Source organism: Nostoc sp. S13, assembly GCF_029379315.1.
In the GTDB taxonomy this organism is placed as follows: Bacteria; Cyanobacteriota; Cyanobacteriia; order Cyanobacteriales; family Nostocaceae; genus Nostoc.
Map to the genome: position 1 here is coordinate 34,803 of NZ_JAQYWQ010000046.1, position 13,394 is coordinate 48,196.

Sequence of the window (13,394 nt, forward strand, 5' to 3'; positions counted from 1 at the left end):
CTAGTTTCAACTAGGGAAAAATCCTAAATCCCAAATTCCTTTACCAATACCTACCTTTAGGTTAACGGTTAATCTTAAATCTCAAATCGTTCGACTGAGCGTAGCGTTCCGTAGGAAAGTCCAAAATCCAAAATTGATTGACTCTTAACTGGAGAATTGAATAATGCTAGAAAATCGTGACTATACCTTAATTATCGACAAAAGCGGTAGCATGGCCACCCAAGATCAAAAGGGTGGTAGAAGCAGATGGGTTGCAGCACAGGAATCTACTTTAGCTTTAGCTAGTAAGTGTGAGCAATTTGACCCAGATGGCATCACTATCTATGTATTTTCTGGTAAATTTAAGCGATACGAAAATGTGACATCCAACATAGTAGGCCAAATTTTTCGAGAAAATGATCCCTCTGGTACAACTGATTTAGCAGGTGTGTTAAAACACGCAACTGATGATTACTTACAACGGAAAGCAGCCGGTCAAACAAAGCCAAATGGTGAAACAATTTTAGTGGTTACTGATGGTGAACCGGACGATCGCAAAGCAGTAATGAAGGTGATTATTGAAGCTTCTCGCCGTATAGATCGGGATGAAGAATTAGCTATTTCCTTCATTCAAGTCGGTACAGATCCGCAAGCTACCCGCTTTCTCAAAGTTTTAGACGATGAACTCCAAAGTGCTGGTGCTAAGTTTGATATTTGTGACACAATTACTATGGAAGATATGGAAGATTTGAGTCTATCGGAAGTGCTACTCAATGCCATTAATGACTAGCTATACTATATTATTAGGAATTACAAAAATGGATTCCATTGATCAGCTGTTAGCTGAACTCCAAACTGAATACAAAGAAGTACAACCTCAACAGCAGCAGTCAAAATCAGCCACAGCCAAATCGTTTATTCCACCATCGCCCAAGTCGGCATCTTTAATAGATAACCTTTTGGCAGAAGTTCAGGCTGATTTTGCAGAACAGGATGCTGCTATTGAGTTAAAAAGACAGCAAGAACTAGAACAGGAACGAATTCGACAAGAACAACTCAAAGCCAAACGAGTAGAGGTTTTGAAAGTGCAGGCAAAAGAATGGTTAGTCAAACTAGATCCACTTTCATCCGAAGGACTTTGGTTTGAAAGGTTTGCTGAAAGTTACTCCTCCAAATTAGAGGCAGCGATTGAATATTTAAGAAGCAATGAATAAAATAATTCGTAATTCGTAATGACGCTCTCTACGAGACGCGCAAGGGACGCGGACACAAGAAAGCGTGACGAAGACAGTAATTCAGAATTCGGAGAAATCTGCTAGCTAAAATTTTAAGTTAGCAATTATTATTTATTACTTATAGCAATCCTAAATGAGTTACGAACAAAACGAACCCCGACTTCTTAAAGAAGTCAGGGATCTAAACCTCTCGGTGTCTGCAAATCAAATATGATTCCTATATCCTTAATATTGATGGTGATTTATTCTAGCTAAATGTTGAACAGCCCATTCATGCATAGCATAGAGAATTGGTTGCAAAGTTTCTCCTAAAGGTGTTAGAGAATATTCTACCTTGGGTGGAATTTGGGGATAAACTTCTCGATGAATAATACCGTCTTCCTCCATTTCTCTGAGTTGCTGGGTTAGCATCTTTTGCGTAACTCCAGGTAAAGCCCGTTGCAATTCACCAAACCGTTTGACACCAGTCATTAATTCTCTAATAATCAAAACTTTCCAGCGTCCGCCAATCACCTTTAGGGTAGTCTCTACTTCACAAGTCAGTCTGCGATGGTTTTCTGCTTCAGCTTTCATAGTTTTTTTGTAGTCAGAACCTGACTCAGGTTTACTAGGTAGTACCGCTAGTTATCTGATTATTACTTGTTTTAGGTAATTTATTTTTCGGAAATCACTTTAATAAAGATGAACTATCTGGGCAGATGTTTGATGATGAGTTAGACCTTGCTTACGCAGTAATTAAGGGTGTTGAAGCTCGGGTAGAAAGAGGAAGCTACAGTACAGAACGTGTAAAATTTAACTCTGCTTCTCTTGGTTAAATTTTCGTTACATAGTTAACGCGATGTGGAACTTATTCTTGGAATCCCTCTCCAAACCTCTTCCCGAAAGGTCGAGAGGCTTTGATTCTTGCTCCCCTTCCCTGGCAGGGAAGGGTCTGGGGGTTAGGTTTTAAAGAAAGTCGCACACGGCGCATAGTTATTATTTTTCATACCCACCTACTTAGTAATCAGGAGAGTGTTAAGCAGACGTAATGCCTGAAGTTGCAAGGGCAGAGCAAAGTAAGCGATCAATTTCTCCTATATCGGACTGAAGAGTTTGGTCGTTCATAGCTGATTGAGCAACGCCTCCAGGTTGACTAGTTGCCGACATTTGTTCTTGTATTGTGCGTAACTGGTGTAAACGATTAATTAGTGAAGAACAGCGATAAACCATAGCGGAACGACTATCTACTTTTAACTTAATAAAAATCCGGCGTAGGTGGGCAGAAACAGTCCACTCGCTAATTTGAAGTTGGTTAGCAACTTTTTTATTAGACCAACCTAAACCAACCAGAGCAGCAATTTGCAACTCTCGTCCTGTTAGAATACTAATTAGGCTAGGATCTATAACCTCTGGTGTGTTCTGAGTTTTTACAATTGCATAGCAATGTCCATCAGCTTCAAAATGCCCAACCACAGAAAATGAAATAGCGTCAATAATGATATCTGAAGTAAACTGTTGGTTATTTTCTGTAGGCGCTTCAACAGCAATAATAAGAAAACTAGAGTTGTTTATGAAAAACTTACTAATGACATAGGAATCTGAAACTAAGTTTGCAGCAAAAATACTAAAAGTTCGATCAATGTGTACTTGCATGATTTCCCTAACTCTAAATTTAGGTATTAAGGGCTTTAGCTTGATGTGTAGCTAGCAGGCTGAATGGTCTTTAGCCGAGAAAATATGCAGAAACTTTTATGATCAGGAACTTAATATTTTTAGAATCTAGATGAAATATGAAAAAAACCGTTTCAAGGATTTTCCAATCCCTGAGATTTTTGTGATTTATGTTTATCGAACAGAATAAAGGTGCCAGTCGTCAGAATACAGGAAAGGTATTCTGTACGACTGGTGGATGAATAATCGGGTTTAAGACCGCCACCAAATTTTCTTGTTTTGTGGTCAACAAGAAAGTCGCGGGTCTGAATCCCCGACTGATAGCGTCACGCTTTCTCGTGTCCGCGAGCGTCTTGATTCTGACTCCTGAATTCTGACTTGTGAATTCTTCTTCAATACTGCTATTTCAGGTTAATACGGCACGTTTTTGCTTTTTATTCACAGCCGTAAAGATGTACAGAAGAATCCAAGAGTGCGATCTAAAAACATGAAGACTGCGGTAACACAAATGTATTAATAATCAGGCTGTCTAAAAATTATACTGGATAGTCGCTTCAGGATAATGAGAATACTGACATTATACACTAGCCTCTAACAACTTGATCAAGCTCAAAAAATGATGTAATTAAAATTTAAGATTTTTAATTCAAAAGTTAAGAATTATATATATACAAGTTAAGTAATATTGCTGATAGAATAACTATACTAAGTACCAAAACCCTCTAGGGCCTATCCAAGACTTATTTTGCAAATTTGGATTGTCTACCCTATCTTGAGCTAAAGAAGATGGGCTAATCGGGAAGTTTTGGGTTAACGTATCAGTTTTTAGAGATTGTGGTACAAACAGATGCAAGACTGCTAAAAAGCTTAATTTATCGAACCGCCAACGCGCAGCGTCTCGCAGAGAAGAACGCCGAGAATTCGTAGATTATGCGTAAGTCCTAATAATTTTAATGTGTATTCCAGGCTGTATTTATTCTCTGAAAAGAAAGGTTGCCTAGTTCTAATGCCAACAAGATAAATTAGAAAGGTTTTAAATACAATGCGTAAAATTTTGCTCCCCTTCAACTGCTAGTTCAAATTAACTAAGTATAAAAACTTAGATAAAACAAGTGACTTGCAAAAATTCTAAAACAGCAATATCACTATAAACAAAGTATTTTTTCTGCACTCTCAAGAGAGTCAACAGATTTCTTAGTAAGTTAATCAATCTAGGATGATTGCTGTTTAAACAAAAAAAATATCTATGAAAAAGCACTATACTGCTCAATTTCAGGTAGTTGCAGAACAAGCCCTTGCCGATGCTGCTAAACTACCAGACAACCTAGTATCCATATTTCCTGTTAATCCTCAACTAAGTCAGATCTTTCAATTTATTGAGGCAAATTATAATCAACCAATTAGCTTGTCTGACGTAGCTATGGCAGTTGGTTACTGTGCGGCTTATTTAACCGATTTAGTACGACGTCATACGGGACATACGGTGAATGATTGGATTGCTGTGCGTCGAATGGTAGCAGCACGCACTTTACTTCTAGAGACTGATCAGTGTGTAAGCCAAATTGCTCAAATAGTGGGCTATCAGCATGAAGGTTATTTTTTCCGTCAGTTTCGCCAACATCATGGGATTACACCTCAAGCTTGGAGAAAGATCCAACGCAGCTAGAGTAGTAGCAGCCAGTAGTCTTAATTGGAGCAGAGCAATAATGCTGTAAATCTATTTTAATATTTGGCAGATATAACTTTCAGACCGTAAAGTCTAAATCAATTTTAAAGTATCAGAATGTTTCAGTTTTTTTGAGATTTATGTTAATGTTAAACCCCCAAACTTGCAAGCATCTTTAAAATGAAGCACTTCCATCGGTTTCTTTACGCACCTGCCTGGTCAATCGCTGCCAAAATTTCGGTAGCACTAGTTTGTGCTGTAGTGATACCGATGATCTTCACTGCCTACTACAACTTGCAACAGAGTTTAAACTTTGTTGAGGCTGGCGAATACCGCAAACTCGAACTATTAGCCAGCAGTAGTGCTGGTCGCTTTGACCAGCTAATTATTGATCATCATCGTGTTGTTGCCCAAGTCAGTAGCGATCGCCATGTGATAGATTTCCTCGCTGCTGATCCATCAGAAAAGCGAGAAGCCTACCGCCCCAACCTGCAACTAACACTAGAAAACATCCTCCGCTCTCATCCTGATATTGATGCTGTCTTGCTGATGGATAGAAAGGGTCAGTGCCTCGCGGCGACAGATTCCGAATTCATTGGTCTAAATTATTCCACCATCCAGGGTGACTTTTACGGGTTTAGCATCTTGGTGGGCGAAACAACCAGAAGTCCAGGAATGTTCTTCTCCCAGCCCGTGCGATCGCCCGATGGGGAAATTGTGGGAGCTACTCTACTCTTGATTCGAGGAGAAAATATCTGGACAACTATTAATGCATTAGACGTAGGCTTTCAGAGCAATGTCTTCCTAATAGACCAACACGGGGTAATCATTAGTCATCCCGATCCATCTCTTCTCTACCATAGCCTTCTGACCCTACCAACTAAAACGTTAAAGCAGGTTGTTGATCACAAACGCTACGGTGTGGATCAGGTTCAGAGTTTGGACATTCCCGACTTAAAGGTGATGGTGAGAGCTACACAGCCGGGACACGCCACCTATCAATTACCGCGATCGCAGATACAGCAGATAGTCGGATTTGCAACTTTAGCAACGCAACCTTGGGTATTGGGAGTCAGCCAATCCAAAGCGGAGTTTACCATTCCTTTGAATCGCCTGATTTGGCTCAATAGCAGCAGCGTGGTAATAGTCGGCGGAATTACAGCAATCATCGCGTTGCTCTTAGGGCTAAGTATTTCCCGACCGATTCGCGCCCTCACCGTCGCCACCCAAGCGTTGGAAGATGATGATTTTGATTCTCATGTACTGGAACTACATCACAACTTGGCTCAATTTGCTCACACCCAAGATGATATCGGTCAATTAATGCGTGTCTTTTTAGAGATGGCTGAGTCAGTCAGAATGCGAGATCAGCGTCTAAAAGTGCAAGTACAGGAACTTTGCATTGAGATTAACGAAACCAAAAGAGCTAGCCACGTTGCCGAAATTACTGAAAATGAACACTTTCAACAATTACAACAAAAAATCCAAAAGCTCAGAGAACAGCAAGTGACACAAACCGAAACTGAGACAGAGTACTACCAAAGATTGCAGAATCAGGTGCAATCCCTCAAAGAGCGATCGCACGATCCGTGAGCCATTGAATTTATCGATTAGCGTTGATGGCAAGACTGAAAATTGGAGAGATATTTAAAGGGAAAAATGATTCTTGATTAATGACTACGAGGTAAATTATGGCACAGATTATCGCAGTTCATTCATTCCGTGGTGGCACTGGCAAATCCAACTTGATTGCTAATATGGCGGCTACTATGGCCTTGCAAGGGCAACGTTTAGGCATTATTGATACTGATATTCAATCACCAGGAATTCACGTAATTTTTGGGATTAATGAAAACAAAATGGAACGCACCCTCAATGATTATTTGTGGGGATACTGTAATATTAAAGATACTGCCTATGATCTTACTGAAGCTTTAGCTGTAGAGCAGGGAAATACAAGTACAGTTAAGGGCAGTCTTCATTTAGTTCCTTGTAGTATTAAAGCTGGTGAAATCGCCAGGGTTCTCCGGGAAGGATATGATGTCGTTCGACTCAACGATGGTTTTCAAGAACTCATTCGTAGTCTGAAATTAGATTATTTGTTAATTGATACACATCCTGGTTTAAATGAAGAAACCTTACTTTCTATTGGGATTTCTAATGTTTTAGTAATTCTTTTACGTCCAGATAATCAAGACTTTCAAGGAACTGCCGTGACAGTCGATGTAGCTCGGAAGTTGAAAGTACCAAAAATGTTGTTAGTTATCAATAAGGTGCTGCCAAACTTAAATTTTCCTGACTTGCAGCAACAGGTAGAGAAAATCTATAACTCTCCTGTAGCTGGGATTTTGCCTCTTTCAGAAGATATGGTACAGCTAGCAAGCAAAGGTCTTTTCTCTCTACGCTATCCTCAACATCCCATCAGTCAAACTATCAAAGGAATTACGAATCAGATTGCTAGTTTAGTCGTTAGTCATTAGTTTTTTACTTTTATCCCTTTATGAGGGCGATGTCTACGCTTATGAGCGATCAAAAATCATTTCGTACTGATGTCCTTACCTACTTTGGAGCCACTGCTGCACAGGTAGAAGAACTATTGGTATACAATCAAAACATCTTTGATCACAACACATTAACCCATAAAGTCAACTTTCCTCTGACTTCTGAACCGCATATAGCTGCTTGGGAAGAATACGCTGTTTTAGCAAGAGTTATAGGAGTATTTGAGCTACTCAAACAGCGATTAGTACAATTCCAATTTCCCATAATAGAAGGTATTAGCCAGACTGAAGCGTATCAGTCTGCTACTCGTCGGGGTGTTGTGACAGATGGGATGACTCTTGCAACTGGCTTAGTCTTGCAAGAACCTGAGAAACTGCAATTAATACTACATCAAAGCTTGGCTGGAACCATCCCAGTATTATTAACTGGAAACCGAGAAGACTTTGTTTGTTTAGTTCAAGCTTTGACAAAGCGAAATGAACCGCAGCCAGTCCCAAACTCTATGGGAGCCTGTATAGTTAGCGGTTTTAATAACTGGGATAGAATTCGCCAATATCGCCAACAATGGTCGGCTGAAAATTCTGCTAATTGTTCTCAAAGCAGTTGGTTAGCAGAGTTTGGGCGGTTAATACCACAAAAACAGCTTTATCAGGATAAGTTTATTATTTTGAGTAATAGTTCTTATAGTAACGTTTCAGCCAAAGATATAGGACTTGAAGAAGCACAATGGCAGCGTTTATCCTTGACAATTCGGCTAGAACACGAATGTACTCACTACTTTACACGTCGGTTTTTTAATTCCATGCGAAACAATATATTCGACGAGCTAATTGCTGACTACAGAGGGATTGTAGCCGCTATTGGGACTTATCGAGCCGACTGGTTTTTGCACTTTTTAGGGTTGGAGTCTTTTCCTAATTATCGAGAGGGAGGTAGACTGCAAAATTACCTCGGTAATCCGTCACTTTCTGATGGGGCTTTTAAGATTTTACAGGCATTAGTGAAAGCTGCTGCTGAAAATTTGCAGTCTTTTCATGTTGAGTATGTGAGCCAGTTGAGAGATGCTAACATTCAACCCCTAATGTTAATGGCATTGATCCACTTGACGTTAGAAGAATTAGCTGATCAATCAGCTGACTTTCGTATTCAAAAAATATTAAATAATCTGCTGAATATTCAATCCTCAGACAGGATTCAAGTCAAGGTCATTTAATTCTAGATCTTGCCTATATTGACTGTTCTCCTTTATTTGTGTCCTTTGTAGTAACTTGTGACAAGCGTCTCAGCATCTACGTTTTTGACAATTACCATTAGTAAGACATAGGAAAATTGATTTATGACGGAAGTTTTACTTAAAGAATTAACTAATAGTGACATTGATTGGATGATTGCTACAGGTCATCAAAGAGAAATAACTGCTGGAAATTTACTTATCCAAGAAGGAAAAACTGCCGATTCTCTACATATATTACTGGATGGAATTTTAACAGTTAGCGTTTCTCAACCAGACAACAATCCTTTGACTCGTGCTTTTGCAGCAATCGAAGGTGGTGAAATCTCAGGTCGGGAAATTGCGAGATTATCCAGTGGTGAAGTAGTGGGAGAACTACCATTGATAGGTAATCGCCCAACCGCTACAACTATTAAAGCTGTAGAAAAATCGCTGGTGATGTCAATTCCTCAACAGAAATTGGCAGCAAAGTTGCAGCAAGACGTTGGTTTCGCTTCGCGCTTTTATCGGGCGATCGCCATTATGCTTTCAGATAGATTACAAAGTATCATCAATCAACTTGGTCGTAGCAACTTGGCGCAAGGTCAGCCACTGAGAGATGTGCTATTTATTTTGGGAGAATTACATGATAGTGACATTGATTGGCTGATGGTTTGTGGGACTGTGCAAAAAATTCCTGCTAATACCACACTCATTCGTGAAAGAGGGACTGTGGATGCACTATATATTCTTTTAGATGGAATAATGTCTCTGTCTATTACTGAAGATGAACGTAATCCTTTAGCACGTGCTTTTGCTGCGATCGAGGGTGATGAAATTTCTGGTAGAGAAATAGCAAAATTATCGAAAGGCGAAATCATCGGCGAAACACCCTTTATTGATGGTCGTTTACCTTCTGCAACTGTTAAGACTATTCAAGACTCGATTTTGTTGTCGATTCCCCGACAGGAAATGGCAGCAAAGTTACAGCAAGATGTAGGATTTGCATCTCGTTTTTATCGGGCGATCGCAACTTTGCTTTCTCAGAGATTGCAAGGAATGCTGAGTCAACTTGGTTATGGTAGGCGGGTTTATAGCCAAGGTTTACCGTTGGTTGAGAGTGCGGAATATGACGATGAGTTGAATGATAGCGTTTTAGATGGTGTGGCGATCGCGGGTAAAAGATTTGATTGGATGTTAGGACGGTTAAAAGTAAGTTGAATTGCTACCTAAAAATTGTGCATTGTATTTAAAAGTAGCTTTGTGGCAAAATTTTAGCGGAATATTATTTTTGCATCTCGTTTTTATCGGGCGATTGCAACTTTGCTTTCTCAGAGATTGCAAGGAATGCTGAGTCAGCTTGATTATGGTAGGCGGGTTTATAGCCAAGGTTTACCGTTGGCTCTTAGTGCAGAATATGACGATGAGTTGAATGATAGCGTTTTAGATGGTGTGGCGATCGCTGGTAAAAGATTTGATTGGATGTTGGGGAGGTTAACAGTAAGTTGAATTGCTGGGTATAGAGTCGAATTTACTCTGTATATTCCTTATAAGCATTTACAAACTATGCTACAAACAACAAACTCCCAAGTAGAAATTCGCAATAACTTTAAGGTAATAAAAGAATTAAAGCCTGCTGTTACCAAGGCAGGTCTGCAACAAAATTCTCAGAATACAGAATATTTTCCAAGAGCAATTAGTAAGCAACAGTTAGTTACGGGCATTGATAGCATTCTGAAGACGTGTGTTTATCAGAAAAAAGGCATGAACCCAAGAATTTTTTGTCGTCGGTGGTTTGGACTGGAAGACATGGATAATGATGGACGAGTTCGCTATACAGAAAACCTGATTTTAGCAATGGAGTCTGAACACGGTTACAGGGAGAAGTGCATCAACTTAATTGCAAGATTATTGAAAATTAAACCTAATACTATTCATCGTTGGGGGAAAGGAGTTGAATTTGACAAAATCCCTCCAGATAAGCGAGAACAATACGAAACTTATCTTGGTTATGTTGACACTATAAGGGTGATGACCTTAAGCATTGCTGGAATCAATGAAGATTTGTTACCAAAAATTTTACACCACTTATAGTTGAAGGGTTTTTTGATAATTGTTTATACAAATTTAACAATAACACCTAAACACTGTATGTCATACAGAAAAGGCTTTAGTCAGCTTAGATAAGGTTCTATATTGAACTGAATTACTAATAATAAACCAGTTTATGCTCGCTGGTTGATTAAGACGATCAAAAAGTCATATACAGGAGATGATATCCATAAAAAAGCAAAAACTTAAACTTTGAAAAAGTTTGCTGTTAGGAAGCACGAAGGCTCAAGCCCAAACCTATAGTTTTTTTATATATGTTCTCTACAATACAATACCAATTTTTGGGTCTTCTAGAAACTCCTGATTACGTGTTGGTTTAATATTCTCCATTGCTTCGTACTTATACTAAAAAACTTAGAAAAAATAGAGGTGAACTATGGAAATTCAAATGATTGGACATGCTTCGATATTTGTGGAAACACAAGATTGCAAAATTCTTATGGACCCTGTGCTATGGTCTCCCTATTGCCAAGGAATAGAAGATGTATTTCCCAAACGCGAAGTAATTCATGAACTACTTCCGGAATTTGATCTACTGATCATATCTCATTGGCACTCGGATCACTTTGATATTCGCTCTCTTGCCAATCTACCGAAAACAGTCGATGTCCTGATTCCTCAGGATAAAAAGTTAAAAACTTATCTGACTGAATTGGGATATTCACACATCTATACTTTGGGAGATTTTAGTGAAGTTAAGATTGGCTCTACCAATATACTCACTACCCGCTCAGAAAACCGTGTGCCTGAGTATGGGATAGTATTTGCTGATCCATCAGGGGTTTTCTGGAATCAAGTAGACTCGCACGCTAGCCTAGATACAATTCGTTTCGTAAAATCTCGCTATCCACAGGTTGACTTTTTATTAGCACCCTGGGAAACAATGTTAGAGACTAAATACCAATATAATAAAAGTTTGTCTTTTCCTTACTCTGCATACAACAAGCGTCTTGGGAACATCGGTGTGATTCAACCAAAAGCGATTTCCCCTGGCTCTTGCGGTTTTCAAAAAATAAATGGGTCATCTTGGCTAAACCAAATTTTATTTCCAGTAACACGAGAACAATTCTGTAAAGATGTAAAGATGGTTTGCCCAGAAATAGGAGAAAATGTATTTCCTCTCGATCCAGGCGATATCCTGATATTCAAAAATAGCGAATTTAGCTACACAAAAGAAATGTGTAAATTTGTCAAAAAATTAGAGGATGAGCGAGAGATATTAGATTTTTCACCTGTGAATATAGAGGGTAAGCTAATCGACGATAATCCAGATAACTATAATCTTAGTGATATGAGAGAGGCAATTGAACAAGAAGTCTACTTTAATCTCCCAAACTTTATTTTGGAAAACAAAAATTCCTTATTTTTAGAACATTGTCGATGGAATGTAATTTATCAACTTGAAATAGTTTTTCCTGACTCCTCTCGCAAATGGTCGTTTGATTTTTCAGAACAGAATATTCGACCACAATCAGGTCGCAATCCTTTTGCTAATTTGTTTACTATCATTACCGCCTCCAGTTTTTACAGTCTTTTAAAACAAGTCAAAGCGTGGGAATATATTTCTCTAAGCGGTTACCATCGCGGGTTTAAAAAAATTTATATACCAACTCCTCATGGAATTATTCAACCTGCTGATGAGGAAATAATAGACCCAATCCAACTCAGATTTCCTCTTCAGGAAATTTTTGAGAGTATTCAGCATCGAGAAGTAGAAAAATGGAAGCAACTCAATGGATCTACCTCAATCTTAAATGAAAAAAAGACTTTCATGATGAAGATAGGAAATACTCTTGTTAGATTAGGGAAGTAAGGTAGTAATTAATAATGTAAAGATGTAGATAAAATTAGTTTTTACCTTAGTTATAGAAATAGAATAAATGCTAATAAAGCCTCTTGCATGCAATTAAGCTTTGAAAGTGAAAAATGATTATTTCTACTCTGATCAATTTAGTACAGGCTTTCAATCAGTAATTTACTCTAAGTATTAATCTGCCCTCTCATAATTCTTAAAAAAGTCAGTAATATGAACAATAATAAATGGGCTTCTTTACTAACGCTTCGTGATGAAATTGGTTATATCTATGGAAGTGAAGATCTCGCAGTACTTTTTTACAGCTTGGCCAGGCGGGAACGCCCCAATCGAATCGTAGAATTGGGCACTGGACTCGGTGTCTGTTCATTCTGGATCGCTCACGCTTTACAAGAAAACGGCTCTGGCCATTTATGGACGTTTGATAATGGCTTGAATTTTGAAAGGAAGTTTACAGATTATTTTCACGAACGACTTAAGACGCTAGGGAAATTGTTGGGGCTTCAAGCTTTATCCAGTGAGCTTTTAAGTTATAGTGATTACTTTACTGAGATGACCAATTTCCTAGAGATCAAAAATCACGTCACACTTTTGCAAGAAAGCATTGATTTTCAGGATGAAATTATTAAGGCTCATTGGCCATTTTTGGATGAACCTATTGACTGGTTATTCAGTGACATTATGCATGGGCCTGAAGCTATACTCTTTCTGCTAGCAGAGTTTTTACCGTTTCTTTCTAGTTGTAGTTCTATTTTTATTGACTCAGCCTCAACATTGCTGACTTCTTATTTGACCCTTGAGCGAACTGTTGAGCAACTTAATCGTGGTTGTATTCCGCGTCAATTTCTAACAGTAGGTTGCGAAAAACGACGAGCCCGTTTGCTCGAACTTGTTCACCAAAGGAAATTCACACTTATTCATCTCACTGAGTGCAAGGATCGAGCTTAAAATAGTACTGCATGGATTCGGATTGAGCCTATCGACTTCATACCATATCCACAAACTAGAATGCGTTACTAAGTAAAACGTCATATAGCAGTCCTAAATGATTCGTAAACTTCTTTCCTTCTTGTCTTGGCGCTCTTCTCTACGAGACGCTACGTGAACGCGCAGCGTCTCGTAGAGAAGGCGGCTTGGCGGTTCGATAATCTTTACAACTCAAATAGGATTGCTATAGGACTCCTATTTGATTTCTGAACAAGACTAAGAGAGAATACGGAGAGGTTT

Annotated in this window: 13 protein-coding genes; 11 read left to right on the forward strand and 2 right to left on the reverse strand. The window is 38.8% G+C overall.

What is annotated here, in order from left to right; translation table 11 throughout:
* Positions 1 to 163: 163 nt before the first annotated feature.
* Complete coding sequence (locus PUQ00_RS16055; RefSeq protein WP_300418408.1) at positions 164 to 769, forward strand: VWA domain-containing protein; 606 nt, start codon at positions 164 to 166, stop codon at positions 767 to 769.
* A 28-nt stretch (positions 770 to 797) separates the two neighbouring features.
* Positions 798 to 1,193, forward strand: coding sequence for a hypothetical protein (locus PUQ00_RS16060; RefSeq protein WP_300418410.1), 396 nt, complete (start codon positions 798 to 800; stop codon positions 1,191 to 1,193).
* Between the two features lie 246 nt (positions 1,194 to 1,439).
* Here the strand turns inward: PUQ00_RS16060 and PUQ00_RS16065 are convergent, their stop codons facing one another.
* Both PUQ00_RS16065 and PUQ00_RS16070 read right to left on the reverse strand, forming a co-directional pair.
* Positions 1,440 to 1,787 carry a helix-turn-helix domain-containing protein gene (locus PUQ00_RS16065; RefSeq protein WP_300418413.1) on the reverse strand — a complete coding sequence of 116 codons (348 nt, stop codon included), beginning with the start codon at positions 1,785 to 1,787 and terminating at the stop codon, positions 1,440 to 1,442.
* A 441-nt stretch (positions 1,788 to 2,228) separates the two neighbouring features.
* Entirely contained in the window at positions 2,229 to 2,846 is a 618-nt protein-coding gene (locus PUQ00_RS16070; protein WP_300418415.1) for a LuxR C-terminal-related transcriptional regulator, read from the reverse strand.
* Positions 2,847 to 4,110: 1,264 nt separating this feature from the next.
* Here PUQ00_RS16070 and PUQ00_RS16075 point away from each other — a divergent pair.
* The 9 genes from PUQ00_RS16075 (at position 4,111) to PUQ00_RS16115 (ending at position 13,115) form a co-directional block, all read left to right on the forward strand.
* Positions 4,111 to 4,530: an AraC family transcriptional regulator gene (locus tag PUQ00_RS16075; protein WP_300418418.1), complete on the forward strand. Its 420-nt coding sequence runs from the start codon at positions 4,111 to 4,113 to the stop codon at positions 4,528 to 4,530.
* Positions 4,531 to 4,710: 180 nt separating this feature from the next.
* Positions 4,711 to 6,123 carry a cache and HAMP domain-containing protein gene (locus PUQ00_RS16080; RefSeq protein ID WP_300418421.1) on the forward strand — a complete coding sequence of 471 codons (1,413 nt, stop codon included), beginning with the start codon at positions 4,711 to 4,713 and terminating at the stop codon, positions 6,121 to 6,123.
* Between the two features lie 98 nt (positions 6,124 to 6,221).
* On the forward strand, positions 6,222 to 7,010 hold the full coding sequence (locus tag PUQ00_RS16085; RefSeq protein WP_300418424.1) for a MinD/ParA family protein: 789 nt from the start codon (positions 6,222 to 6,224) through the stop codon (positions 7,008 to 7,010).
* A gap of 41 nt (positions 7,011 to 7,051) precedes the next feature.
* Positions 7,052 to 8,245, forward strand: coding sequence for a hypothetical protein (locus tag PUQ00_RS16090; protein ID WP_300418427.1), 1,194 nt, complete (start codon positions 7,052 to 7,054; stop codon positions 8,243 to 8,245).
* A 123-nt stretch (positions 8,246 to 8,368) separates the two neighbouring features.
* Positions 8,369 to 9,463, forward strand: a complete 1,095-nt coding sequence (locus tag PUQ00_RS16095; RefSeq protein ID WP_300418430.1) for a cyclic nucleotide-binding domain-containing protein — start codon at positions 8,369 to 8,371, stop codon at positions 9,461 to 9,463.
* 126 nt (positions 9,464 to 9,589) lie between these two features.
* Positions 9,590 to 9,751: a hypothetical protein gene (locus tag PUQ00_RS16100; protein WP_300418432.1), complete on the forward strand. Its 162-nt coding sequence runs from the start codon at positions 9,590 to 9,592 to the stop codon at positions 9,749 to 9,751.
* A 57-nt stretch (positions 9,752 to 9,808) separates the two neighbouring features.
* Positions 9,809 to 10,336 (forward strand): hypothetical protein, encoded by a 528-nt coding sequence (locus PUQ00_RS16105; RefSeq protein ID WP_300418435.1) that lies wholly within the window; start codon positions 9,809 to 9,811, stop codon positions 10,334 to 10,336.
* A gap of 394 nt (positions 10,337 to 10,730) precedes the next feature.
* On the forward strand, positions 10,731 to 12,167 hold the full coding sequence (locus PUQ00_RS16110; RefSeq protein ID WP_300418438.1) for an MBL fold metallo-hydrolase: 1,437 nt from the start codon (positions 10,731 to 10,733) through the stop codon (positions 12,165 to 12,167).
* Positions 12,168 to 12,380: 213 nt separating this feature from the next.
* Positions 12,381 to 13,115 (forward strand): class I SAM-dependent methyltransferase, encoded by a 735-nt coding sequence (locus PUQ00_RS16115; RefSeq protein WP_300418441.1) that lies wholly within the window; start codon positions 12,381 to 12,383, stop codon positions 13,113 to 13,115.
* Positions 13,116 to 13,394 lie beyond the last annotated feature (279 nt).